We start from the raw sequence: 24,971 nt of genomic DNA, 5'->3' as shown, positions 1-24,971 counted from the left end.
TTATTCACTCCAAGTTGCGTTAAAACGATACCCAAGTCCACGTACGGTTTCAATAGCATTTTCAATCCCAAGCTCATTGAATTTTTTACGAAGACGCGTAATGTTTACGTTTAATGTATTTTCCTCAACGAAGCTTTCGTCATCCCATAGGGCAGCTAGTAAATCTTCACGGCTCGCTGTACGAGGGAATTTAGATAATAACATTTCTGCTAAAATAGCCTCTTTCTTCGTTAAAAGAACTTGCTCAGCACCGAAATGAATTTCTGGGCGTTCTGGGAATAATTTTAGTCCTTCTACTTCAACGATACGTTCAGAAATATTTGGTGCATAATCACCGTAAATACGTCGTAATTGACCTTTAATTTTAGCCATTACAACATCGTAGTGGAACGGTTTTGTAATATAATCATCCGCACCGCTTTCAATCGCCATAATTTGTTCCATCTCGCCAGCACGCGCTGAAATGAAAATAATTGGACAAGTAGATTCATGACGAATTTGACGGCACCAGTAGAATCCATCGAATTTCGGTAAGTTTACATCAAGTAAAACAAGGTGTGGTTTTACTGCATTAAACGATTCCATAATATCATCGAAGTTCTCTGCAACAACAGCTTCATAGCCGTATTTTTGAATGTGAGATTGTAGTAATGATGAAATATTTGGATCGTCTTCAACGATTAAAATTTTATACATATGTATATTCCTCCTAAAAAAACAATTGTAGCTATAGTGTATCATGTGTTTCAAGTCATTTCATTATGTTGAAAGATAAGCTAGTAAACAGTATAGGGCAAAAGCGTGAAAAGTAAAAAGTATTATAGGAATAATTCAATATATTTTCCTTTTAAATATATGAATGAATAAAAAGTATTATATTTTTTATGAGATTTGGAACTTTATTTTGGTTACTGTCCAATATATAGTGAGAACATCGTTAAGGAGGGGGCACTACTTGGCAAGTAATGAAGATATACATATTTGGATAGAACGTTTATTAAAAGGTGATGAGGAGGCTTTTGAATTTATATTTAATTTAACGAGTCAGAGAATATATGAAACTGTCTTCGCCATAGTTAAGAATCGGCATGATACAAATGAAATTGTAAATGAAGTTTACTTTCAACTTTGGAAATCTATTTCAACGTATGATCAATCTAGACCGTTTCTATTTTGGTTGAATGGAATTGTTTATAAACAAATTAGTCAATGGAGAAAAAATATATGGAAGAGGATGCGCTTATTTGAAAAACAACATTTAAGTGATGATCCAGTTGTAGAAGTTCCAGAAAAAGTATTAATAAGAAAAGAAACAGAAGAGCGGTTATTAATGGTGATACAAGAACTTCCATTTAAATTTAGAATAGTGATCGTTTATCGCTTTTATCATGATTACACGTATGAAGAAATTGCAGAACTATTACAAATTCCTATAGGTACAGTAAGATCTAGAATTCACAGAGCGTTAGAAAAAATTCGGAATCAATCTAGTATAGAAATAGATGAGGAGGAATCTAATTCAAATGTCGTTTTCAAATGAATGTAAAAAAGCAATGAAACAAGAGGTCCCAAAAGAGGTTAAAGAGCGTGCTTATCAATCCTTTAGTCAAATGTATAAAAAAGATAGTAAAAAGAAAACAAAAAAGAAACTACTAATAGCAGGTTTAATAGCGGCTGTGATTATACCGACGAGTACAATGGCATTAAACAATTCTTATTTTGTAAAGCCGGAAGTAAAATTAAATGACATGATTAATGATCAAGTGAAAAAGGATGCTGCAGATGGGAAGTCTATACAGTTAAACGAAAAGGTAGTGAATAATGGCATTACTCTTCATGTAAAAGAGATATTAATTCAAGATGCCAAAATACTTGTTTACTATCGATTTGAACAGCAAGATGGTTCGCTCGTTCCATATGAATTTAATACAACTGGGCTTGATATTAAATCGGATGGTAAAGAAAACGGGAAACAAGTAGAGAGCCCACATTATGAAAATAAAAAATTTAATGCTGTGCAATATTTGCATTTTCTTAGTAACACGCACATGGATAATTATCAAAAAGATCGTATTGGTAATCCGGATGCAATAGAGAATAGTACATTGTATTTAACGAATCAAGCGGGGGAAAGTTTTGAGACGGTGTTAGCTGATCATGATAAACCAGAGGGAGTAATAGTTTTTGAACCGTTAGAAGGTGAAAAATTCCCAGAGCTTTTATTTATAAATATTAATATTAACAGAGTTGGAGGAACGGAAGGAACTTGGACAACGAAAATTCCAGTGGATATGGCGCATAAAACTGTCCAAAAGGACTCTACAAAGAACGAATGATAATCCATACTAGGTTTGTGAAAGCATGATTAGTTATTGGTTAGATGAATTCGGAACGATAGTAGGTATGTCCTTTATTACAAGCTTGCTAATTTTTTCGATTTGTTCGTTTGTTAATAAAATAATAAAGTTTAAATAAAGGTTGCTCTTTCTTTGATGGAAGAGCAACCTTTATTTTTTCCAACGTGTAATCTGTACAGTTTTAAGTAGTATAGTAATTGATGTTGGTTAAAAGCGTGAAAAATAAAAAGGTGTATGCGTAATTGACAATTAACTGGAAAAGATTTAATGTTTAGATAAATATCTAAATGTCTAATTACTGAAAGGAAGAAAGACATTGAATCAAGCATTCAAAGCATTAGCAGACCCAACAAGGCGAAAAATTTTGGACTTATTAAAAGAAAATGATCTAACTGCGGGTGAGATTGCTGAACATTTCAATATGACAAAACCAAGTATTTCACACCACTTAAACGCACTTAAAAATGCTGAACTTATTCAAGATGAAAAAATGGGTCAATTCGTTATGTACTCTTTAAACACAACTGTATTTCAAGATTTGTTAACTTGGGTGTTTACGTTTACGAGTAAGGGGGAAGAAGGGAAATGAAAAAACATATATTTCCGTTACTACTAATTGCTTTAACGATTATTGCATGGTGTGCCGCGTGGCCGTATTTACCAGAACAAATTCCACGTCATTATAACGCTACGGGAATGGTAGATGGATATTTCTCTAAAGTGGAGGCGAGTTCATTCTCAATAGGTAGTATGGTAGTGCTCTATATGATATGGCTAGTTTTTGGACTTATAAAAGATAAATCTACACAGCAATCCAAAGTTCTTTCAGCGATTAATTATGCTATTCTCTTAATCGGATTTGGGTGTAACATATTTGCACTATTAGCAGCATCTAATTATATTGCATCGGGCTCCATTGCATTTAATTTCGGACTGGGAACATTATTTCTTGTACTAGGTAATTACATGCAACAAACGAAGCCGAACGGGTTAGTAGGCATTCGAATGGACTGGACATTAGAGAATCCTGTAGTTTGGAGAAAAACACATAGGTTTGCTTCGAAAGTATTTGTAATAGGTGCACTTTGTATATATGCTGGGGCGTTACTTCCAGATCCATTTAATATTTTTATGGGGATTGGAATGATATTAATATGCCTCTTTATATCAACGATAAAGTCATATGTTATTTATAAAAAAGAACTAAAAATGTAAATAAAAGCTGCTTTTCCATCTAAGGAAGAGCAGCTTTATTTTTATCTCTTCAAAACCGGTATCCAAATTTCACTTTTAAAATTTGGAGAGGATGTATCTTTCTGTTCATTCCACAATATTTCCGGTCCTTCCGCTAATTCATAGTTGGAAGAAGGAAACCATTCGGAATAAATGCGTCCCCACACATTTTGTAATGTTTCAGGAAATGGACCGACAGCTTCAAATATAGCCCATGTTGAAGCTACGACTTCAAGTTGTGCAAATTGCTCTGGGCAATCTTTCGTTGTGGCTACTCCAATGTAGTGATCGAGTTCTCCCTTTTCTTCCATTCTTCCTTCAGAAAAGTTAGTAGAAGCACTAATGATTCCACTCGGTTCCATGTTTGAAAGTGATTTTAACGTTTGAATGGAATCTGGATTTAAACTTTTCCACATAGAAGCGATTTCTTCATTTACACCGTTAAATACAATCGGTACGCGTTTTGTAATACCAATAATTCGAAAGGTTTTTTTTTCTTCAATTCGATAGTTCATTTCGTTTCCTCCTTGTATGGATAATTGGAAGGTCATTGGTGAATAAGCTTTTAAAGAATGACTACTATTTCGGGCCTCTGAAGGTGTTATGCCGTGCAAGTTTTGAAAGGCACGTGCAAAAGAATCCGGTGAGTTATATCCATATTTTATAGCGACATCAATAACTTTTGCATCGCTATCTTTTAGTTCAAAGGCAGCAAGAGTAAGACGTCTACAGCGAATATATTCTGATAGTGATACGCCAGCTAGGAAAGAAAACATTCTTTTGAAATGGTATTCAGAGCAGTACGCTATTTTTGCGACTTCTTTAAAATCAATTTCATTTGTTAGGTTGTTTTCAATATATTGCATTGCCGCATTCATGTTTTTAAGTGAATCCATATGATGACCTCCTTGTTAAATAGAATAGCAGGAACAAACGAAGTCCATCCGACATTTCACGCACAACTTTGTAGGGTACATTTTTAACCTTACAAAATTGTAATGTTCCTGTAAGGAGAATGAATGGATGGTATGATATCCCAATGTTATAGTAACAAAGTACTTTCGTTCAGTAGGTTAAATTTTTATATCTTTACTTATGCGTCTTACATAACTGTCATGTTTGTGTAAGAAACATCGATAGTGGCAAGAGTAGAGAGTGTATATAGTTGAAAATAGAGAATAGAAGAAATGAGGGATGTCGAGATGAAAACAGTGTTAGAAGCAAAAAATATTGAAAAAGTATATGACACGGGTGGTAATAAATTTGCAGCGTTAAAAGGTATTAACTTACAAGTAAAAGAAGGTGAGTTCGTTGGAATTATGGGACCTTCTGGTTCGGGTAAGACGACTTTACTAAACGTTCTTTCTACAATTGATAATGCGACGAACGGTGAAATTTTAATTGATGGAAAAGATATCGTGAAAATGAATGATGATAAGTTAGCGTTATTCCGCCGCGATCATTTAGGTTTCATCTTCCAAGATTATAACTTATTAGATACGTTAACGGTGAAAGAGAATATTGCGTTACCTCTTGCGTTATCAAAGGTGAAAGCAAGTGAGATTGATCGCCGCGTTCTTGAAATTTCAAAGAAATTCGGTATTGATCATATTTTAAGTCAGTTCCCATATCAAGTATCAGGCGGACAGAAGCAGCGCTGCGCAGCATCGCGTGCGATTGTTACGAATCCTAGTATGATTTTCGGGGATGAGCCGACTGGAGCGCTTGATTCTAAATCAGCGACAGATTTACTAGAAAGTATGAAGTCGTTAAATGAATATGATAACTCTACAATTTTAATGGTAACGCATGATGCGTTTGCGGCAAGTTACTGTAAACGAGTTATTTTCATTAAAGATGGTGAGTTATATAAAGAATTGCACCGTGGTGAACTAACACGTAAACAATTCTTCCAACAAGTCGTTGACGTAATGTCTTCTATTTCTGGAGGTATGGCTGATGACCTTATCTAGCATTGCCCTCCGCAACATACAGCGGAACTTTAAAGACTACTTTGTATATTTTGCATCTATGATCTTTAGCATCGTCATTTATTTTACATTTAAGGCGTTGCAGTATAATTCACAAATGGAAAAAGCTGCGGAAGCTTCTAAAAAAATTAGCGGAGCGTTCCAAGTTTCAAGTGTCATGTTAATTATTTTCGTAGCGGTGTTCATTATATATTCGAACGGTTTCTTTACAAGGAAGCGTAAAAAAGAAGTTGGACTATATTCCTTATTAGGTATTCGAAAAAGACAGATTGGTAAAATGCTCTTTTATGAAAATATGTTAATGGGGTTAATGTCTTTAATTATCGGGATTGCGATCGGTAGCGTTCTTTCAAAACTATTCCTTGAACTACTAATAAGTATGATGGGAATCAACTTAAACGTTCATTTTGAAGTACCGATGACCGCAGTTATTGATACAGCAATTATTTTCTTTGTCATTATTTTGTATACATCACTTCAAGGGTATCGTTTAATTTATCGCTTTAAGCTAATTGAACTTTTCAGGGCGGAACGTGAAGGAGAAACAATGCCAAAAGGATCGGTTATTATGGCATTAATTTCAGTTTTCTTAATCGGTTCAGGTTATTTCTTAGCGTTAATGTACATGAAAGCAGTTATGTATGCAGACTTTATGGTCGTTGCATTATACATTTTATTAGCGACAGTAGCAGGAACTTATTTATTGTTTATGTTCTTCACAGTATTTGTATTGAAGCGCGCAAGAAATAATAAGTCAGCGTTTTATAACGGTATGAATATGGTAACGACATCGCAACTACTATATCGTATTAAAGGAAACGCGAAATCATTAGCGACAATTGCTATTTTAAGTGCAGTGACATTAACAGCGGTTGGTACGTCAGTTACGATGTATTACAACACATTTACGCAATCAAAAGTTGCTGCTCCGTATAGTTATTCTTACGAAAAAAAAGATGAAGCACTAGATAAAAAAGTAAAAGAAATACTTGCTGGAGAGCAGAGTAATCATCCAGTGACATATGAATCAGAAGTTGAAATGATTCCTGTAAAGGGAACATTTAAAGGTGAAAGAGCAGATCAAGTGCTGAACACACACTATAATGTTACGAAGCAGTACCAGCTTATTTCTCAATCAAGCTTTAATACAATTGCGAAACGATTAGAAGTAGAGCCTGTAAACTTAGGTGCGAATGAAGCCTTTGTATACGATAGCCTCTATATTGAAAAACTTGATTTTGGTCCTCTTTATACAGGAAATAAAGCTGTATTTCCTGTTGGGAATGAATCGAAAGAGCTAAACATTAAAGGTGTAAATAGTAGAAGTCTTACAAACTTAAATGAACTATTTGTAATTGTTCCGGATCAAACATATGAGCAGGCGAAACAAGTACATGAAACACGTACTGTAAAAAATATTGATGTAAAAGGTGAGCGAAATAGTAAAGAGTTAACAGCGAAATTAGCAAGCGTTATGCCAGCAGGCGAATCGGAAGTTTTAAAACCATTTAACGATTTTTATACAGGATTCCAAATGGGAATTGAAACGACAGGTTTAATGATGTTCATTGGGCTATTCTTAGGATTAGTTTTCCTATTAGCGACAGGCTCAATCATTTACTTTAAGCAGCTTACAGAAGCAAGTGCTGACCGTGATCGTTACGTTGTTCTTCACAAAATTGGTGTAACGAAGCAAGAGATGAAGAGAGCTATCGCAAAACAAGTGAGCTTTATCTTTGCTATTCCGTTAATTATTGGTATTTTACACAGTTTATTTGCACTAAAAGGTTTGTCAAATATATTACCATTCGAAATTATGATTCCGCTCCTAATTAGTATCGGGGTATATGGCGTCATTTATATCGGATATTACTTCCTAACAGTTCGTTCTTATTATAAAATTGTGAGCGCGAAATAATAAGGGAACAGCTATCGCTATAAGCGGTAGCTGTTTTTTTCATTCTTCATAAAATCTTAAGAAATCTCCTCAATTTTTGTTAAGAAACGATAGTTATACTTAGAAACAAGTTAAAAACTATTGAACGAATGGGGAGAGGGTTACATGCAACTCATAACATTCTTACATGAATTTATTAAGCATCCGAAACATACTGGTGCAATTGCGCCAAGTTCAAAAATATTAGCAAAGAAAATGGTAGATGTAATTGATTTTCATAGAGCGAAGTGCATCGTAGAGCTAGGTCCTGGTACAGGTGTTTTCACGAAAGAAATTATGAAGAGAAAGAGGAAGGAAACAATATTTCTTCTTATTGAAATTAATGAAGTGTTTTGTAAAGAGTTACAGAGAAAGTTTAAAAATGAGCAGAATGTCATTGTCGTACACGGCTCAGCTGAAAATATAAAGAAGTATATGGAAGAGTTCAATATAGAATGTATTGACTACGTCTTATCGGGATTGCCGTTTACTTCTTTACCAGAAGAAGTTTCAAAGCGTATTTTAAACAATGTAATGGAAGCGATACAAGAAAACGGTGAATTTATTACATTTCAATATTCACTTGTGAAAAAAGGATTTATACAGCATTTCTTTCCTGAAATTACGCTAGAGAAAGTGTGGCTTAATTTCCCACCAGCGTACATCTTTAGCTGTAAAAAAGAGTTAAGGAGAGCTTATGCCTAATGGAATTACATGAATTATTATCTTATATTGAACAGTATGGTTATTGGGCACTATTTTTCTGTTTATGGTTAGGTATTATCGGTATGCCAATTCCAGACGAAATGATTGTAATGAGCGGTGGGTTTGTCTCTTCACTAGGAATATTAAGTGTCATTCCAGCATTTTTACTAACATATTTAGGCGTTGTATCTGGCCTATCTTTAGGTTATATAGTAGGAAAAATATTTGGTACGAAAGTACTTGATAAGTTAATGAAAAGGAAAAAGGCAAAGTATCTTTTGAAGTCTCAACAAATGGTAGAGAAGTATGGCCATTATGCGTTAGTCACAAGCTACTTCATACCAGTCGTCAGACATATCGTACCGTATTTAGTTGGAATGAATAACATGTCATTTAAGACGTATGCTTTGTATTCCTATATGACAGGACTTGTTTGGACACTCGTTTACTTTGTGCTCGGTTCTTTATTTGGACAACATATTGAAAGTATTGTAGCAATTGCGATAGAGTATGGCGTTTATTTTGGCGGTGGTATTTTTGTTGTTGCGGGAGGCGCATATTTGTACAAGCAAAGAAGAAGTATAGTGATGAGTAAGTAAATAGAATAAAGGTTTACATTTAGGGAGAGTTATTTTGTAAAATAACTCTCCCTTTTAATGTAATAGTTCCTCATTACTTATATTAGGTGTTGTCTGAAATACAGTTATATAAATTGTTAATATGGTTGTATTAATTAAGTTAGCTAATACAGTCATAAAATCACTTGATGGAGTGATAAGAACGAAGATTGAAAGTATGGCAGAAGCAAGTGGAATAAACTTTTGTAGTGTAGTTAACTTTCCATTTCTATGAAGCTTCGAAGATTGAAAGAAGCAAAGTAAGAAAATAAAGGATGTAAATAATAATCCTAAATGTCCCCAACCATCTTCAATATACCAAGGTAAAAAGCTCATTCGTGATGTGAAAATAAATAGATTTAATACTAACGTGCTAATGATTAGCGTGTTTAAAATGGTAATATTCTTCTGTTTTTTCATTTGAATTACACTCCGGAATTTTTTTTAGACTTTACTGGGATGCTTTTGCCATTTCCATAAATCTTTGCTCAATTTCATCCAAATCGAATGAATGGCATATTCTGCGGTCTTCTTTATCTAAAATTCGATAGTGCTGAGATAAAATATTTTGTTGTATTTGATAGCCATTTGATTCTTTTATTTGTCGCCACCACACTTTTCCTCCTAAAGTCTTTGGGAAGTTCGTATTGTAATGTGTAAAAGCGATTGTTTTTATAATTTCATTCACATCATCCCCAAATGTCATTTGGACTGTATCACACTGTTCGAAGAGTGTTACGACGCAAACGGCACCTGACCATGTTAGCGTGCGTCTTCCTTTTTCAATTTCTACTAATGTTTTCTTCGATAAACCGATAATTTCTGACATTTTATCTTGTGATAGATTATTTTCAACACGGATGAGTTTTAATTTTGAATTAACGAGTTCAATAAATTCTTGTTTATCCATTATGCATCTCCTTTTTCTTTATAGTGTAAAATTACACCAAAAGTGTAATTTTGTCAATTTTAGGGTGGAGAGTTCTTTTGTTTGTTTTTTGAGCTTACTAATTAATATTTCGCTTTTAGTTTAAGAAAATGTTAAGAAACAGTACGAGTTTTTATTAAGAAATACGCCCTATACTTAGAAACACCTTAAAGAAAACAGAATGAAAGGCGGCATATAGATGAAAAGATTTATTTTTGGATCATTACTTGTTATCGTCGCAGGAGCGGCATATTTATTAAAGGGGAGCGCTGGGATGGATAGAATGAATCCATTTCTTGATATAGAGCACCATTATGCAATAATTGATAACGATGGTAAAGAATTAGATGGAAATAAAGGTCGTGAATATAAAGTGAAAGCTTATGATGAAAAAGGTAAGGAAAAAGAAGTGACAATTGACGGAGTAGATGAATTACCAAAAGGTTCATACTGGCATGTGTTTACGAGAGGTAAGTTCTTATATGATAAAGTGAAAGTAACGATAGATAAAATTCCTGATGGAGCAAAGATGAAGTTAGGATTGTAAGTATAAAACCGATTCTCAATGTGGGAATCGGTTTTATTATTTTATGGTAAAATATAGAAGGGAGGAGTGAGAGTTATGCTACTCATCGTTAGCCTTATATTAATCGGGATTATGTGTAGTATGAGAATCGTATCTTTACATATGATAGAACGAGAAAAGATAGAAGAGCGATATGTATATTGTCCAAAATGTAATGCGAAAATTAGGAGAGGCAATTCTGCTCCTTTTTGTTCGAAATGTAATGTAATATTTTAACGAAAGTAAATCCGAAATCATTTTGTATGGTTTTGGATTTTTTATTCTAAAAATAGAAGAAATAAAGAGCGGAAAAAAGTTTGAACAAGGAATTGAGTATACGAATATTATTGAAGGATATCCCATTATTATGAAGTATGTCGTAGAGATTGATAGAGAAGTTTTGAGGGTCTTATTACCTGATGAAAGAGGGATTCTTCCTACTATGCTAGAGTGTGATGAATGTTATAAGACTCAATTGGACGATATTGAGGAAAGTTGATAAAAAAGAGATTGAAACAATTCAAGCTCTTTTTCATTATTATTTATGTCCTAAAATATGCTCAACCTCATGCGCACTTAATTTACTTGCCTTAGCAATTGTTTCAAGTGGTATACCAAGATCATGCATACTTTTAATCATTTGAATTTTTCCTTGTTGTACCCCTTCTTTTCGCCCTTTTTCCAAGCCTCTTTTCATACCTTCTGTCTCTGCATGGGCGAATTTCGCTGCTTCATCCATTAAAACTTACTCCCTTGCGTCATAGGCTTGTTGGAAAGAGGAATCTTGACTCATACGTTCCCACTTGTTTATTGCTTTTTGTAAAATAGGGTCTTGGTTCATAGCAATATCCTCCAATGTTTTAGTTAAGTGTTCATCTTCATTTGCTGAAAGCAATAAAAGCCAACGAACAAATGGATCTTTCCACGGATTTACTTTTTCTTCATGCCATTGTTTTGTTAACTTCGGAATTTCTACAGTGTGAATTTCTATGTCATCACTCAAGAGTTTCTGTTGTTGTGAATTCCATAATGTGCCCGTTGTATGAAATTCTTTGTGGTCTGAGAACATTATAAAGTTCAATAAATTAATGGTGATGGTTTTATGAAGCGAACTGTAAGGCATACCTTTTTGTAATTGAGATGTTTATAATTTTCCCCAATAATATAAACTACGTTTCATCATATCGTGATTATTATTGAGCTGTATTTCTACATTTACTTTTGTTCCTGTGTTTAATGTCGCTGAAATGTCTAAAATAGATAACTTATCCTCTTCATATTCCCGATGTAAATGTGAATCTTCTAGTTGTAGAGAAGCGATGGGTGATTCTAAAGACTCTTGTAACGTAGCGTTTAAAAATGCAATTAGAATATCTTCACTACCATTCGTACCAAACAATTGTTTAAATGCAAAATCAATGCGTAAATTAACTAACTGTTGGTTGAAAAAAGTTTGTCCTCTCCCTTATATTAAGGTGCTTCTTTCCTTCATTGTACCTAAAAATAAATAGGGCATGCAAATAGACCATTCTGCTATTTTATTAGGAGTATTATTAGAAAGTGAAAGGCAATTATGTCTATGTTATACTCTAGTGAAATTGAAAAAACTTATATAGAGGTGAAGATGGTACATATGCAAAAAGATATTTTAAAATTATTAGATAAAAAGCAAAGTAACTATGAATTTCCTACCTTTGATAATGAATATATTGATATTTCACAAGTGAAATTCTCTCTTTTCTTTAAAGATAATAAGGATTGGTTAATGGTGTTTCAAATTGTTGGTGTAGGTTCATTAGGGGTATGTAATGATATTCACGTATATGGTGATAGAGTGAATCATTCAATTGGTGATGATGGTATTTTGCAATTAAATAATGGAGATTATGAATTATTTGATAATGAAGGGGGATTTATACCTGATATTCATAGCGGTAGTTTGAAAATTCACGGGCATCATTTTGAATATAAATTTACAGAAGAGGATTACGCGAATAATGGAATAGAAATAAAAACGACAGAGTCTTATCCAAGAGATTTCATGCGTATGCTTGCGACTAATGACGAAGCTAGAAAATTAGTATGGTGGGAAAAAGAAGAAATCTTAGAAGAGTTCGGCTTAGAAGGTGATTGGGAAGTAGCATATGAAACGGAAGAGTGGCAACATGTTGAAGACGAGAAAGTAAGTGAAAATGAATTCTTCCAATCAGTAGCCGCTGCAATAGAACAGAAAGATCCAACCATTATTGTAAATAAGGATTCTAATACGTACTGGAAAAATTGGGTGGAGTTTGATTACGAAAACTTATAATTAACTAGTAAATCAAAATGCTTTTTTAATAAAAAAGACGAGCTAAAGTGTTTAAACTTTAGCTCGTCTTTTTGTATTACACAACCGCAGGATTATAAATCATCGTAAAGTGTTCTTGCAATAATTCAATTTGACAAGGTGTATGAAGCAAGCTTTCTCCATCTGTATCTACTTCTTTTTCTTCTGCTGTTTCAATATGAATAGATTTCGCTTTTACGTGGAAGATATCATTTTCGTTTGAGTCTTCAAATAGTTTCTTTCCGATATAATCTTTAAATGCTTGAATGCCTGTTGATTTGACTACGAAAATATCAAGTGTTCCGTCGTCGCATTTTACGTTTGGGATAAAGGACGGGATCCCGCCAAGATATTCACCGTTTCCAACCATAACAAGGACAGCTTCGTCTTCATATACTTGTCCGTCGTACGTAATTTTTACTGGGAATGTTTCAGCATTTTTGACAGTTCGAATTGTGCTTAAGTAGTAGCCAATTTTTCCAAGCTTTGCTTTCTCTTCTGCATCAATATTGTTTGATACTTCAGAGACCAGTCCAATGCCCCAGAAGTTTAAGAAGTGTTGTCCATTTGCTTTTGCAACATCAACTGGTTTTACATGTCCTTGTGTAATAAGCTTTGCTGCTTCTGCGATGTTTTGCGGAACGCCAAGTGTACGAGAGAAGTCGTTGCAAGTGCCGCCTGGAATGATTGCAAGTGTAGGTCTAGTTTCAAGAGGGGCTAAGCCATTTGTGCATTCGAATACAGTGCCGTCACCACCAAAGACGATAATTAAATCTACTTTACTAGCAAACTCTTGGCAATATTTCGTTGCATCGCCTTGCTCTTTCGTATGAAGGATATGTAAGTCAGGAAAAGCTGCCGCAAGAGGTGGTACGATTTTCGTTAAGTTCGTATGTAAATCACCTTGTCCTGCTTTCGGATTTACGATGAGGAGTACTTTTTCAAATTTTGTTTTTGTCATTTTATTCTCTCCCTTTGTCTTTTACGAATCGTGATAGAAAATAAACTTCCATCAATGATTGATAGAAGTTTATTCTATTTATATTACTCCGTTACAACTGAAGCGATAAATGGTAAGTTACGATATTTTTCAGCACAGTCAATACCGTAGCCAACGATAAATTCGTCTGGAATTTGGAAGCCAACATATTCAGCTTTTAAATCCACTTTACGTCGCTCAGGTTTATCAAGTAATGTACAGAATTTCAATGCTTTCGGTTTATGCATAAAGAAGTGATCTTTTAGGAAGTGAAGTGTTAAACCAGAATCGATAATATCTTCTACGACAATTACGTTTTTTCCAGTAATGTTTACATCGATATCTTTTAATAGTTTTACTTTTCCAGTTGTTTCTGTTTGATTTCCGTAGCTAGATGCAGAAATAAAGTCGATTGTTACTTCGTTTTTAATGTGACGAATTAAATCGGCAGCGAATACGAAAGAGCCTTTTAATACAGCGATTACTACAATTTCTTCTCCTTCAAAGTCACGTTCGATTTGAAGTGCTAGTTCTTTTACTTTTTCTTGTAATTGTTGTTCAGAAATTAAAGTGTCTTTTATTTCAATATTCATTGGAGTCCTCCTACATTGTAAAACTTGCGAACATTTCGACTGTATAGGAAAGGAAGGAAAAAGTCAAAGAAGATATAAGTTTTTTACAAAAATACCCACAAAGTAGTCAGATGATATGATATACTAACTATATTAAGAAAACGCTTCCATAAAGGGTGATTATGATGAAAAAGAAAGAGTATACAAGTGCAACATTTATAAAAGCATTACTTTTAACAATTGTTCTTGGTAGTTTGGCTTACATAATTGATGTACCAGCGATTCGGATTTCACTAATTGGAATGACTTTAGTATTAGGCGCAATTTCCCATGGTATGATGTCACAGTTGAAAGAAGCTGGAGTCGATCATATGAAAGATCATATAGATGAGAAATGAGAAACCTTCACGTGTAGAGAGTGAAGGTTTTTTGTTTCTTACAAAAATGTAAGGTAGTTGTAAGGCAAATCGATAGTTGCATAGTAGTGTTTTGGATAAACTATAGGTGTAAGGTAAAAGGCAAACATATTTTAGGTAAATTAAGTTTTAGGCACTCTATATGTGAAAAAGGAGTAGGAGGGCATGGAGAAACGTTGGACGACCTTTTCTTTTTTAGCAACTAGCAACACCGTAATGCTAGCTGGCGAAATGGATTTTTTGCACTTGTTTGATCGAGAAGATGATCATTCTTCTTCTAAATTTACAATGAAATGGAATAAATGGAGCGAAAGTTGTAGGTTTGAAGAAGAGACCCCTAACGAAGAGCAAAAGATTATTTTGACAAACCCTATTAAAGCATGGGTTGTTCAACGTCGTAAGTGTAACGTCAAAAATCACTTAAAGAAAACTGAGCCGAGACAATTAGTTATCGCTCCAGCCCACTCTACTTCTAAATCACGCGAAAGTAACATGTAAATATTGAGACACACACCCGAAAAAACATCGTATATATTGCGATGTTTTTTTATTTTTCTACAATGAAATCTTTAAATAAAATATATTTCATCTGCATCTTATATTTATATCTCTTGTTTATTCTAGTAATACATCCGATGCGAAGTGATGTAAAACGTATAAGAGGAGAGAAATAAAATGAAAAAGAAACTATTACCAATCTGTGCAATGGCACTTTTAACAGTAGGATATTCTTCAGTAGCAAGTGCTTCAACTGGAACATTGACAAAGGAAGAAGCAGCGCAATTACAGCAAGATATAGCAAAAAAAGAAGCAGCGATTCAGGCGCAGCAAAAAAATGATACAGAGAAAAAACAAGCGGCACAAGCCCAAGAGAAGAATGAAGTAGCGAAAAAGCAAGCGGCGCAAGCTCAAGAAAAGAATGATATAGCGAAAAAGCAAGCGGCGCAAGCCCAAGAAAAGAATGATATAGCGAAAAAGCAAGCGGCACAAGTACAAGAAAAAAGTAATATGGCTAAAGAAGTAGTAGCACCACAGGTGAAAGAAAAGGAAGCTATTGCAAAAAAAGAAGCAGCAAAAGAAGCTGGAGAGAAATTACCAAACACAGCATCTAATAATGTAGCAATGATGGGACTAAGCGCATGTCTTGTAGCACTAGGTACATTATTTGGTTTGAATCGTCGGAATAAAGTTAAGGCATAAATCAAATATTGTCCTATAAAGAATGGCATAATTTCATATATTAAAAATGGTAGGTTATTCCTACCATTTTTGCATGGAGGGATGAAACATGAAGATACTCAATTATATCGGTATCATATTGATGGCTATAGGGCTATTTATGGGAGCATATTACGCTGTCGAATGGTATAAAGGAAAAAGCTCTGCTCAACAATTAACAAAAAAAGAACTAAAGAGCCTTGAAAATATACAAGATAATGAACTTTCTTCTGAAACACCTGTAACTTCCCAAGTGCCTTCTTCTCAAACAGAACATAAAGAAGGAGAAAAGGTAGCGATGTTACATATACCGAAAATAAAGAAGAAGTTTTCTATATATTGGGGAGCGGATGATGCAACTTTGAAGAAAGGCGTTGGAATGTTCGTTAGTGATTTAACGACAACGCCATCTGGAGGTGGGCATACTGTTTTGAGTGGACACCGGGATACTGTATTTACCGATTTAGGGGAGTTAAAAGAAAAAGATACGCTTGTTTTAGAGTATGATAATAAAATTTACACATATGAAATTCAAAAGACATGGATTACCCATGCAGATGATCGTACTGTTATTATAAAAAAAGAAGAACCGGTATTAACACTGACGACTTGCTATCCATTTGATTATATAGGGGATGCACCAGATAGATATATTATCGAGGCGAAGTTAACTGGTAGTTATTCAAAATGAAGTGATAGTTTCTGAAAACGGAAGGGGATACATAAGTTATGTCAAAAAACATTTTAATTGTGGAAGATGAAGATATTTTGCGTGAAATATTAAAAGATTATTTTTTGAGTGAGCAATATGTAGTGTTTGAAGCAAGAGATGGAAAAGAAGCTTTAGTTGTATTTGAGCAAGAAGAGGTGGATTTAGTTATTTTAGATATTATGTTGCCGGAACTTGATGGATGGTCTGTTTGCCGAAGAATCCGTAAAACTTCTGAGGTTCCTATTATTATGCTGACGGCGCGTGTAGATGAAGATGATACGTTACTTGGATTTGAACTTGGGGCGGATGACTATGTGACGAAGCCGTATAGCCCCCCAATTTTATTAGCAAGAGCGAAAAGATTGTTAGAAAGTAGAAAAGTAACAAAGCAACTTTTAGAGAATGAAGATAATACATTATCAATCAACGGTATTCACGTCCATTTTCCGTCACGCACTGTTACGGTAGATAAAACAGACATTAATTTAACGCATACAGAATTTGAAATATTAGCGTATTTTATGAAAAATCAAGGGATTGTTTTAACACGAGAACAATTGATTTCAAGAATTTGGGGATACGAATTTGCCGGTGATGATCGAACGGTTAATAGTCATATTCGTAATTTGCGAAATAAATTAGGAGAGAAAGCAAAATACATTACAACTGTAGTGCGCACCGGATATAAATTTGAGGGGAATGTATGAGAAAAGGGATTGTACTAAAATTATTTACTCTCACAACAGCATTATGCATGTTAATTTTAGCGACGATATTTATTGGACAAACGATATTTTTTAAACAATATTATGCGAATCGAAAAGTGGAAGATATTAAAGTGAATTTAAATTCTTTTGAGAAGAATTATTTGAATTATACAGGAAGTACAGAAGGAATTCAGAAGTTGGAGCAAGACTTTTTTAGGGAAAATAATACGTGGATTACGACATTAGATCAGAATGGGAATTTAAAACATGTGGATGATTTCTATGTAGAGGTTACTTTAGATCGTAGGGCAGAAAAGGAGTTTGGAAAAAAGGTAATCAAAATTCCTTTGTACTATCTCATGAGCATAGATGAAATTGAAGGTGGAACACTCCCTAAGTTGGAAGGACGATCCGTGTATTTTCATGGACTAAACAGGGATGATAGTTTTATCGCTTTTTATTTATATGTAGAAGAAGTAAATTTGAGTTGGCTGAATAAACCGTTAGGTAAGAAATTAGCCGCAAAAGAACCTCAGGTGAGTGATGAGAAGCCAAAAGTCGCTCAAGATGCTAGCATTGTAGAAAGAAAAAAGGTTGCTGGAATTATGAGTGCTGAGGAACAGAAGAGGGCGGCTCAAAATTCAGATTTCAATCTAGAAGGAAAAATTACGAAAGTACAATTCCCTGATGTAAAAGGGCTTGTAAATCCAATCTATAAAAATAATTTATTTTTGGATAATATAAAGGAATTTCAAGCTGATTTATTAGTAAAAGAAAGTAAGCAAATACAAGATGCAACACGAATAATTGATTATGAAAAGAATGATATAAAATATAAATTATTAATGAAACCAATAACAGAAAGAGACGGATCAGTCACATATATTTATGCGATGGCTTCTTTACAGCCTGTAGATGAAGCAGTACAAATGGTACAAGATTACTACATTTACATCATTGCATTTGTAGTCGTTCTCATTTTTCTAGCTTCGTTTTATTATTCAAAACAAATTGCAAAGCCGTTATTAAAAATAAATGATACAACGAAGAAAATAGCGCATTTAGATTTCACCGAAAAAATTCCGATTACTTCAAAAGATGAAATTGGTGATTTATCGAAAAATATTAATATACTTTCTAACAAATTAAATTCTCATATCGGACAGCTTGAACAAGATATTGAAAAAGAAAGAAAGTTAGAAAATACACGGAAAGAATTCATTTCTGGTGTTTCGCATGAATTAAAAACACCGCTCAGTATTATGAAAAGCTGTATTTCTATTTTAAAAGATGGAGTAGCTGAGCATAAAAAAGAGTATTATTTTCAAGCAATGGAACGAGAAGTAGATAAAATGGATACGTTAATTTTGGATATGCTGGAGTTAGCTAAATTTGAGTCAGGTACATATAAAATGAAAAAGGATGCATTTTATATTGATACGGTAATTGAAGATATATGTGAACACCTTTCTGTGGACATAGAGAAAAAAGAGCTTCATGTGCATAAAAATATATGCTCATTTGAAGTAGTCGCAAATCAGAATCGGATTGAACAAGTCATCGTGAACTTCATTACGAATGCTATACGTTACACACCGAATAAAGAAGATATTATTATTTCTACAATAGATGAAAAGAATCGTATAAAAGTGTGTATTGAAAATAAAGGTACTCACATTGAAGAAGAGCAATTAGATAAAATTTGGGATCGTTTTTATCGTGTGGATGCAGCTCGTCAGCGTTCACAAGGTGGAACGGGTCTTGGGCTAGCTATTTCTAAAAATATTTTAGAATTACACGATGCTGAATATGGAGTAAAGAATACAGAAGACGGTGTATTATTTTACTTTTACTTACCGAGAAAAGCGTAGATAATGCATGCTACGCTTTTTTTAATTTATTTTCATATTATCTTTACCTAATCTTTATTTTTAAGCGATATAATCTGGTTAGAAAATGAGGTTATGTAAGGAGTCGATGAACCGTGCATAGCAATTTGCTAAGTATAATGGTATTTATTTTCTTTTGTGCATTTATTGTATTTTTAATTGATATTACGATATGAAAAAAGAGCGCTCATTAAGCGCCCTTTTTTTGTGTATTCATTTGATAAGCACTGATGCTTTTGAATAAGCGTGGTGAAGTGAGGAATAAAAATATAAGTAAAACTGTACATAAAATAAAAGAACCAAGCATTGTACTTCCATTTACGATTAATGAATATAACACAGCTGATTGACCTTTCGGCGCATATTGTCCCCAGAAAATAATACCGGCAATAAAGTGACAGAAATAGCGAGCAAAGCTACCGATAAATGTAGCAAGAATAATGTAACCAATAACCTTCTTTCCTTCGTTTTGTTTTGATGAAGGTTTGTCTTTACGGCTACCTAAACTGGATTGTTCTAAGTTATTTTCATTAGACGTTAAAAGTGCCTTTTGAATTGGACGATAGAATAAACCAGCAAATCCAATAAAGGCAAAGGCAATGAAGTACTCAATGAATGCTTGAACAGGTGTTAAAATGTAAGCATCGCCTACGACAATTTGTAATAATCCCCAAATTAAGCCTCCTAAGAAAGCTGATTTAAAGCCCCAGCGGTAAGCGATAATAAAAATAGGAATCATAGCGAATGAGATGGAACCGCCTGTTGGAAGTTTGATTGATAATAATGGAAAAATGTCGATGACCATGGCGAAGGCTGCAAGAATTGCGGATTCGATCATCGCTTGTAAATTGGTGTTACGCATGTTGTCTCCCCCTAAATCCAAGTTGTACAAAAAAGAATAGGTATCATAGGAGGATACGAAATACGTAAATAAAAAAGAAGTATGTATTTCGGACGTTTGCACAATCCCTGCGTTAGCATTAACTAACAGGTTCGAAGGGTCGGAACGAAGTGTTCCCTCTCAGCGGCATGGCTCCCCCAGTGATAACGAGATTCTTTATTTGCTATTGTTATATTGTAAGCGAAATGGATGAGAATGGCAAACGAATAGAGTATGACAATAATTGAAATAGAATTGTAGTGAAATGTTAATAAATATGAAGCAAAAGGGTATAGTACAAGAGAAATAGAGTGTGCTATAATTTTTCTGAAAATAATTATCATTCTCTTCGGAGGGGGAAGGTTATGAGCTTAGTAGATATTAAAATCGGTGAGAAAGTATTAGTAAAAAGTATGCAATCTTTAGATCAGTTATTAAAGAGAAGATTGGCTGCTTTCGGCCTTTCTGAAGGAAGCGAACTTCGCATGAAGCAGAAAGCGATGTTCAAAGGTCCTTGTACATTGGAGTGTCGTGGACAGTTAATTAGTATTCGTCATTGTGACGCGAAAATGATAAAGGTGGAATTAGCGTGAATAAGGTAGCTTTGCTAGGGAATCCGAATACAGGGAAGACATCATTATTTAATGCACTTACTGGTTCTTATGAATACGTAGGAAACTGGAGCGGTGTAACAGTAGAAAAAAAGGTTGGTAAATTAAAAGATAGACAAGGAACATTAATAGATTTACCAGGCGTATATGATTTGAATCCAGTTTCACGTGATGAGGGTGTTGTAACAAACTTTCTACTAACAGAAGAATTTCAGCATATGTTAAATATTGTGGATTCCTCGCAATTTGAACGAAATATGCATTTAACGTTGCAGTTACTTGAATTTGGTAAGCCGGTTTCAATTGGTTTAAATATGGTTGATGTGGCGAAGCAAAGAGGAATTGTAATTGATGTAAAACGGTTATCAGAACTATTAGGTGTAACAGTCGTTCCTGTCGTTGCAAGAAGCGGAAAAGGCTGTGAAGAATTACTTGCCACTCTTAAAGAAAATGACAAAAGTGAGAAAAAGCCATTCATTATTTCATATGGTGTAGCAATGGATGAAGGAATTGGAGAGGTAATTTCTCTTTTAGAGACAGCGAATTATAAGCATCCAAGATGGTTAGCGCTTCAATTTTTAAGTAATAACGACGTAGTAGAAAAAGAAATGAAAGCATTACCAATTTATAAGGAGCTTATAGCCATTCGATCTCGCTTAGAAGGAAAACTTGATTGTACGTTGGAAGAGCATATTTACAAAACTCGTGAAGCGTATATTGAAAAGTTAAAAACAAATGTTATGAAGCATGAGAAAGAAGGGAAAATTCCTTTTTCGGAAAAAATTGATAGATTAATTACACATAAAATTTTAGGACTTCCAATCTTTTTAGCAGTTATGTTTTTTATTTTTCAGGTTACGTTTACGTGGATTGGTACACCTTTATCGGATATGCTAGATGAGTTTTTTGGTGGACAGCTTACGGATTGGATAACAGCTGGGCTTACAAGTGTTGGAGCTTCTAATTTTATTCAAGCACTCGTTACAGAAGGTATTATTGCTGGTGTTGGTGCTGTATTAGTATTCGTTCCACAAATCTTTGCACTATTCTTTTTCATTTCATTATTAGAAGACTCAGGATATATGGCGCGAATTGCAGTTGTTATGGATAGAATTATGGAGTTCTTCGGTTTAAACGGAAAAGCGTTCATTCCGATGATTATCGGTTTTGGATGTAATGTTCCAGGTATTATGGCAGCGAGAACGATTGAACAAGAAAAAGAACGTTTACTTACAGTTCTTGTAACACCGTTTATGTCTTGTTCGGCACGTTTACCTGTATATGCATTATTTGCGGGAGTATTCTTCCCTCAAAGTCAGGCAACTGTTGTATTTTCTTTATATGTTGCAGGTATTGTTCTAGCGTTACTCGTTACAAAAATTATGTCTCTTACCATTTTAAAAGCGGAAAAATCTATTTTCGTCATTGAGCTACCACCTTACCGCGTACCACAAGCGAAAACGTTATGGTTAAGTACGTGGGAGAAAGGGAAAGGATTTGTTCGTAAAGCAGGTACATTTATCTTCGGTGGTTCTGTTGTCATTTGGTTATTAAACTACGCAGGTCCGTCAGGATTTGGTGTTGATATGGGAGACAGTTACTTAGCGATGATTGGTGGATTTATCGCACCAATATTTGCACCGCTTGGATTTGGAACATGGCAAGCTGCGGCATCCCTTTTAACAGGATTTTTAGCGAAAGAAGTTGTCGTTTCTACAATGGCAATTATTTATGCGGTGAAAGAAGATGTGCTAGGAAATGTAATGGGAGCACATTATACGGCGCTATCAGCATATGCATTTATGTTCTTTATTTTATTATATGTTCCGTGTTTAGCGACAGTAGCCGTTATTAAACGTGAAACAGGATCAGCGAAGTGGACGATTTTCTCCGTCATTTATCCACTCGTTGTTGCTTATGTATTAACGCTTATTATATACCAAGTTGGATCCTTACTCGGATTCTAGAAGGAGATGTATTAGGGTGATGGTCAATATTATAATTGGAGCTATCATTTTTGGTTATGCAGCATACACGTTGGTTAATTTTGTAAAGAGAAGTAGAAAGGGAAAATGCGCAGCATGTTCTTTAAATAAGTCATGTCAGTCGCAAACTTGTAGTCCGGATATGGAGCAAGTTGCTCATAAATAGTAAAAAAGCTTTGCGAATTTCGCAAAGCTTTTTTGTTTTACTTTTTAATTTTTACAAGTTGAGAAGCTTCTACGCCGTTGTAACCTGGGAATTCTTTACTAGGGTCTTTATCGAATTTTAATACCCCAACAGATTTTTCATCGCCTTTTACATTTCCGTAAGTTGCATCATCAACAATGGCGAACATGTCGGCATATGCACGGCCACTTCCGATAATTGTGTTGCCTTCATATTTTAATTTTGTCCCATCAAGTGTAGCATTTTCTACTTTGTTTTTTGCGAATAATACACCTTGCTCTGCTGTTACAGCTGGTAATTTATCAAGTGGTTTCGTGTCATCTTTTTCATCAACTTTGCTAAGTAACTCTTTCTTCACGAGTTCTTCACCAGTTTTCTTATCCATGACAAGAACTTTTTTACCATCTAATGTTGTCATTTTCATTTTATAGAAGTCTTTTTCTTTTACTTCTTTTTTGTTTTTATCTGTAATTTGTTGAACTTGTTCTTCTGAGCCGTACAGTACAAAACCGTTTGCTTTATCTCCTAATAAAGAACAACCTGATAATGCTCCGAATGAAATTGCTGCTGCTAATCCGATTCCTACTAATTTTTTCATGATGATGTCTCCTTTTATATGTTTTATAGTAAATACATTTTTGTATTAGTTCTGAAATGATGAGAAGCTTGTTTGTTGCTTCTGGTATTAGTGTATAAGAAATATGGAAACGTAACTATCGAGTTAGCTTACAGTAACATTACACTTATGTAATTTAGTGAAAGTGCACAAAAGTAAGTTAATTTTAAAGAGAGATAATGAGAATATATTAGAAATACAATATTGTATCTAGAATGTCATATTATATTGGATGTATTTTGGAAATAACATGTAAGTACATCTTTGTTTTGTTATAATAAACACATAGGCTGTAAAAATGACTATTCTTTACTGTAAAGGGAGATTTTTCAGTTTTCCAAGTAGTGAATTTGAAATATGAGGTATATCATAGGAGGAATTTGGATGTCTGTATTTAAACGATTAAGAGATTTAACAATGTCAAATGTGTATTCAATAATTGAAAAAGCGGAAGATCCAGTTAAGATGACGGATCAATATTTACGCGATATGCAAGCGGATGTACAAGAAGCTGAGAAAAGTGTAGCAGCTCAAATTGCACTTGAGAAGAAATTCAAAATATTATTTGAAGAGCAAGAAGCACTTGTGAAAAAACGTGAAGAGCAAGCTCATATGGCTGTTCAAGCAAGCAATCTTGATCTTGCGCGTCGTGCTCTTGAAGAAAAACAAAATGCAGAGCAAAAGATGAATGAGTATAAAGCAAGCTATGAGCAAAACAAAGCTGCTGCTGATAACCTTCGCCTGAAGCTAGAAGAAATGCGTAAGCAATTAACAGAGCTGAAAAATAAACGTGAAACACTTGTAGCACGTGTAAATGCGGCGAAAGCACAAAAGAATATTAATCAAGCGATGTCTGGATTTGATTCAAACTCAGCAAAAGCTGGTTTAAGCCGTATGGAAGAGAAAGCTCTTCAATTAGAAGCTGAAGCAGAAGCGAGCGGCGAAGTTTATAAAAAAGAAAAGTCATTAGATGATGAATTCGCAAGCTTAAATAAAAATTCTGCTGTTGATGATGAATTAGCTCGTATTATGAAGCAGTATGAGAAATAATATAGAATAGAGACAAATGAACCGACATGTCTAAATAAATTCATGTCGGTTTTCTATTACTTTTAATAGGAGGTTTTGCAATGACATGGACAAATGTAGCAGCCATGCTTGTATGGACTGGAGCGAGTGCAGTACTTTTATTTGCAATTATGTGGGTTGATTCAATTTTTACTAAATACAATGACTTAAAAGAAATAAAGAATGGGAATACAGCTGTAACAACTCGTTTTGTTATGAAATTATTCGCGCAAGGGTACATTTTATCCCAATCGATTACGAAAGCAAATGATTTATGGCAAGCGCTACTTGCATCAGCAGTTTCTTTCGTTATTTTGTTAGTAGTAGAAATGTTTATTGAGTTTGTTTTAAAGAAAATAGCTGGTTTAGATTTAGAAGAAGGTACGAAAGAAGGCAGTATTGCGCATGCAATGTTGGCCGGATCATTACATATCGTTGGGGCACTTATTTTAGGTGCTTGTTTATAAAGAGAG

The 24,971-nt window shown here is 34.2% G+C and carries 31 protein-coding genes, 1 pseudogene and 1 riboswitch; of the genes and pseudogenes, 23 read left to right on the top strand and 9 right to left on the bottom strand.

Annotated features, from left to right (window positions below):
• Positions 1-696: a response regulator transcription factor gene (locus tag AC3WVA_RS05690; protein WP_000276736.1), complete on the bottom strand. Its 696-nt coding sequence runs from the start codon at positions 694-696 to the stop codon at positions 1-3.
• Between the two features lie 259 nt (positions 697-955).
• Between AC3WVA_RS05690 and AC3WVA_RS05685 the strand changes: the two genes are divergently transcribed.
• The 4 genes from AC3WVA_RS05685 (at position 956) to AC3WVA_RS05670 (ending at position 3,572) form a co-directional block, all read left to right on the top strand.
• Positions 956-1,540, top strand: coding sequence for a sigma-70 family RNA polymerase sigma factor (locus AC3WVA_RS05685; RefSeq protein ID WP_098520407.1), 585 nt, complete (start codon positions 956-958; stop codon positions 1,538-1,540).
• Entirely contained in the window at positions 1,524-2,336 is an 813-nt protein-coding gene (locus AC3WVA_RS05680) for a DUF4179 domain-containing protein (RefSeq protein WP_098520406.1), read from the top strand. The genes AC3WVA_RS05685 and AC3WVA_RS05680 overlap by 17 nt, the downstream gene beginning before the upstream one ends.
• Before the next feature lie 337 nt (positions 2,337-2,673).
• A complete protein-coding gene (locus AC3WVA_RS05675; protein ID WP_098520405.1) occupies positions 2,674-2,946 on the top strand; it encodes an autorepressor SdpR family transcription factor in 273 nt (90 codons plus the stop codon).
• A complete protein-coding gene (locus AC3WVA_RS05670; RefSeq protein WP_098520404.1) occupies positions 2,943-3,572 on the top strand; it encodes an SdpI family protein in 630 nt (209 codons plus the stop codon). Before AC3WVA_RS05675 ends, AC3WVA_RS05670 begins: the two co-directional genes overlap by 4 nt.
• A 41-nt stretch (positions 3,573-3,613) precedes the next feature.
• On the opposite strand, the gene AC3WVA_RS05665 is transcribed toward AC3WVA_RS05670, so the two are convergent.
• Positions 3,614-4,486, bottom strand: a complete 873-nt coding sequence (locus AC3WVA_RS05665) for an AraC family transcriptional regulator (protein WP_098520403.1) — start codon at positions 4,484-4,486, stop codon at positions 3,614-3,616.
• 306 nt (positions 4,487-4,792) lie between these two features.
• On the opposite strand from AC3WVA_RS05665, the gene AC3WVA_RS05660 reads away from it, so the two are divergent.
• The 4 genes from AC3WVA_RS05660 to AC3WVA_RS05645 all read left to right on the top strand — a co-directional run bounded on the left by AC3WVA_RS05660 (position 4,793) and on the right by AC3WVA_RS05645 (position 8,821).
• Complete coding sequence (locus tag AC3WVA_RS05660; RefSeq protein ID WP_000859654.1) at positions 4,793-5,563, top strand: ABC transporter ATP-binding protein; 771 nt, start codon at positions 4,793-4,795, stop codon at positions 5,561-5,563.
• A complete protein-coding gene (locus AC3WVA_RS05655) occupies positions 5,550-7,499 on the top strand; it encodes an ABC transporter permease (RefSeq protein WP_098346779.1) in 1,950 nt (649 codons plus the stop codon). The genes AC3WVA_RS05660 and AC3WVA_RS05655 overlap by 14 nt, the downstream gene beginning before the upstream one ends.
• Before the next feature lie 144 nt (positions 7,500-7,643).
• Positions 7,644-8,222, top strand: coding sequence for a class I SAM-dependent methyltransferase (locus tag AC3WVA_RS05650; protein ID WP_098346780.1), 579 nt, complete (start codon positions 7,644-7,646; stop codon positions 8,220-8,222).
• Positions 8,222-8,821 carry a DedA family protein gene (locus AC3WVA_RS05645; protein ID WP_492321822.1) on the top strand — a complete coding sequence of 200 codons (600 nt, stop codon included), beginning with the start codon at positions 8,222-8,224 and terminating at the stop codon, positions 8,819-8,821. Before AC3WVA_RS05650 ends, AC3WVA_RS05645 begins: the two co-directional genes overlap by 1 nt.
• Positions 8,822-8,875: 54 nt before the next feature.
• Here AC3WVA_RS05645 and AC3WVA_RS05640 read toward each other — a convergent pair whose 3' ends face one another.
• Positions 8,876-9,259, bottom strand: a complete 384-nt coding sequence (locus tag AC3WVA_RS05640) for a hypothetical protein (RefSeq protein ID WP_088316400.1) — start codon at positions 9,257-9,259, stop codon at positions 8,876-8,878.
• Positions 9,260-9,290: 31 nt separating this feature from the next.
• The gene (locus tag AC3WVA_RS05635) at positions 9,291-9,749 is read right to left on the bottom strand and encodes a helix-turn-helix transcriptional regulator (RefSeq protein WP_071757571.1); all 459 of its coding nucleotides are present in this window, start codon (positions 9,747-9,749) and stop codon (positions 9,291-9,293) included.
• Between the two features lie 217 nt (positions 9,750-9,966).
• Here AC3WVA_RS05635 and AC3WVA_RS05630 point away from each other — a divergent pair, with 217 nt between their 5' ends.
• The 3 genes from AC3WVA_RS05630 (at position 9,967) to AC3WVA_RS05620 (ending at position 10,831) form a co-directional block, all read left to right on the top strand.
• Positions 9,967-10,314 (top strand): YxeA family protein, encoded by a 348-nt coding sequence (locus AC3WVA_RS05630; protein ID WP_098346782.1) that lies wholly within the window; start codon positions 9,967-9,969, stop codon positions 10,312-10,314.
• 75 nt (positions 10,315-10,389) lie between these two features.
• Positions 10,390-10,569: a hypothetical protein gene (locus tag AC3WVA_RS05625; RefSeq protein WP_071757572.1), complete on the top strand. Its 180-nt coding sequence runs from the start codon at positions 10,390-10,392 to the stop codon at positions 10,567-10,569.
• Between the two features lie 22 nt (positions 10,570-10,591).
• Entirely contained in the window at positions 10,592-10,831 is a 240-nt protein-coding gene (locus AC3WVA_RS05620) for a hypothetical protein (protein ID WP_098346783.1), read from the top strand.
• 39 nt (positions 10,832-10,870) lie between these two features.
• Here the strand turns inward: AC3WVA_RS05620 and AC3WVA_RS05615 are convergent.
• A pseudogene (locus tag AC3WVA_RS05615) lies at positions 10,871-11,752 on the bottom strand (Rpn family recombination-promoting nuclease/putative transposase).
• Between the two features lie 213 nt (positions 11,753-11,965).
• Between AC3WVA_RS05615 and AC3WVA_RS05610 the strand changes: the two are divergent.
• On the top strand, positions 11,966-12,643 hold the full coding sequence (locus tag AC3WVA_RS05610; protein ID WP_098346821.1) for a DUF7003 family protein: 678 nt from the start codon (positions 11,966-11,968) through the stop codon (positions 12,641-12,643).
• Between the two features lie 76 nt (positions 12,644-12,719).
• On the opposite strand, the gene AC3WVA_RS05605 is transcribed toward AC3WVA_RS05610, so the two are convergent.
• Both AC3WVA_RS05605 and hpt read right to left on the bottom strand, forming a co-directional pair.
• Positions 12,720-13,622 carry a diacylglycerol/lipid kinase family protein gene (locus AC3WVA_RS05605; RefSeq protein ID WP_492321821.1) on the bottom strand — a complete coding sequence of 301 codons (903 nt, stop codon included), beginning with the start codon at positions 13,620-13,622 and terminating at the stop codon, positions 12,720-12,722.
• Between the two features lie 83 nt (positions 13,623-13,705).
• Entirely contained in the window at positions 13,706-14,233 is a 528-nt protein-coding gene (gene hpt, locus AC3WVA_RS05600) for a hypoxanthine phosphoribosyltransferase (protein ID WP_492321820.1), read from the bottom strand.
• Between the two features lie 161 nt (positions 14,234-14,394).
• On the opposite strand from hpt, the gene AC3WVA_RS05595 reads away from it, so the two are divergent.
• From AC3WVA_RS05595 to AC3WVA_RS05570, 6 genes are all read left to right on the top strand, one after another.
• On the top strand, positions 14,395-14,610 hold the full coding sequence (locus AC3WVA_RS05595; RefSeq protein WP_116892343.1) for a hypothetical protein: 216 nt from the start codon (positions 14,395-14,397) through the stop codon (positions 14,608-14,610).
• 183 nt (positions 14,611-14,793) lie between these two features.
• Positions 14,794-15,126, top strand: a complete 333-nt coding sequence (locus AC3WVA_RS05590; protein ID WP_063224330.1) for a hypothetical protein — start codon at positions 14,794-14,796, stop codon at positions 15,124-15,126.
• A 177-nt stretch (positions 15,127-15,303) separates the two neighbouring features.
• Positions 15,304-15,828, top strand: a complete 525-nt coding sequence (locus tag AC3WVA_RS05585) for an LPXTG cell wall anchor domain-containing protein (RefSeq protein ID WP_098346786.1) — start codon at positions 15,304-15,306, stop codon at positions 15,826-15,828.
• An 88-nt stretch (positions 15,829-15,916) separates the two neighbouring features.
• On the top strand, positions 15,917-16,537 hold the full coding sequence (gene srtD / locus AC3WVA_RS05580; protein WP_098346787.1) for a class D sortase, LPxTATN-specific: 621 nt from the start codon (positions 15,917-15,919) through the stop codon (positions 16,535-16,537).
• 38 nt (positions 16,538-16,575) lie between these two features.
• On the top strand, positions 16,576-17,265 hold the full coding sequence (locus AC3WVA_RS05575; protein WP_098346788.1) for a response regulator transcription factor: 690 nt from the start codon (positions 16,576-16,578) through the stop codon (positions 17,263-17,265).
• Entirely contained in the window at positions 17,262-19,136 is a 1,875-nt protein-coding gene (locus tag AC3WVA_RS05570) for a sensor histidine kinase (protein WP_492321819.1), read from the top strand. The genes AC3WVA_RS05575 and AC3WVA_RS05570 overlap by 4 nt, the downstream gene beginning before the upstream one ends.
• Positions 19,137-19,344: 208 nt before the next feature.
• On the opposite strand, the gene thiT is transcribed toward AC3WVA_RS05570, so the two are convergent.
• The gene (gene thiT, locus AC3WVA_RS05565; protein ID WP_098346790.1) at positions 19,345-20,016 is read right to left on the bottom strand and encodes an energy-coupled thiamine transporter ThiT; all 672 of its coding nucleotides are present in this window, start codon (positions 20,014-20,016) and stop codon (positions 19,345-19,347) included.
• An 86-nt stretch (positions 20,017-20,102) separates the two neighbouring features.
• Positions 20,103-20,204, bottom strand: a riboswitch (TPP riboswitch).
• 195 nt (positions 20,205-20,399) lie between these two features.
• Here thiT and AC3WVA_RS05560 point away from each other — a divergent pair.
• From AC3WVA_RS05560 to AC3WVA_RS05550, 3 genes are read left to right on the top strand one after another with little or no spacing between them, the layout of a single operon-like run.
• Positions 20,400-20,627 carry a FeoA family protein gene (locus AC3WVA_RS05560; protein WP_098346791.1) on the top strand — a complete coding sequence of 76 codons (228 nt, stop codon included), beginning with the start codon at positions 20,400-20,402 and terminating at the stop codon, positions 20,625-20,627.
• The gene (gene feoB / locus AC3WVA_RS05555) at positions 20,624-22,612 is read left to right on the top strand and encodes a ferrous iron transport protein B (RefSeq protein ID WP_098346792.1); all 1,989 of its coding nucleotides are present in this window, start codon (positions 20,624-20,626) and stop codon (positions 22,610-22,612) included. Before AC3WVA_RS05560 ends, feoB begins: the two co-directional genes overlap by 4 nt.
• A 16-nt stretch (positions 22,613-22,628) precedes the next feature.
• Positions 22,629-22,796: a FeoB-associated Cys-rich membrane protein gene (locus tag AC3WVA_RS05550; RefSeq protein WP_048529581.1), complete on the top strand. Its 168-nt coding sequence runs from the start codon at positions 22,629-22,631 to the stop codon at positions 22,794-22,796.
• Positions 22,797-22,833: 37 nt separating this feature from the next.
• Here AC3WVA_RS05550 and AC3WVA_RS05545 read toward each other — a convergent pair whose 3' ends face one another.
• The gene (locus tag AC3WVA_RS05545) at positions 22,834-23,412 is read right to left on the bottom strand and encodes a lipoprotein BA_5634 family protein (protein WP_098520398.1); all 579 of its coding nucleotides are present in this window, start codon (positions 23,410-23,412) and stop codon (positions 22,834-22,836) included.
• Between the two features lie 402 nt (positions 23,413-23,814).
• Here AC3WVA_RS05545 and AC3WVA_RS05540 point away from each other — a divergent pair, with 402 nt between their 5' ends.
• Positions 23,815-24,480 carry a PspA/IM30 family protein gene (locus AC3WVA_RS05540; RefSeq protein ID WP_000110279.1) on the top strand — a complete coding sequence of 222 codons (666 nt, stop codon included), beginning with the start codon at positions 23,815-23,817 and terminating at the stop codon, positions 24,478-24,480.
• 80 nt (positions 24,481-24,560) lie between these two features.
• Positions 24,561-24,965 (top strand): DUF350 domain-containing protein, encoded by a 405-nt coding sequence (locus AC3WVA_RS05535; RefSeq protein WP_098346793.1) that lies wholly within the window; start codon positions 24,561-24,563, stop codon positions 24,963-24,965.
• Positions 24,966-24,971 lie beyond the last annotated feature (6 nt).

It is taken from the genome of Bacillus sp. EB106-04-02-XG92 (assembly GCF_058791995.1).
This window is presented reverse-complemented; position numbering and strand designations above follow the sequence as displayed.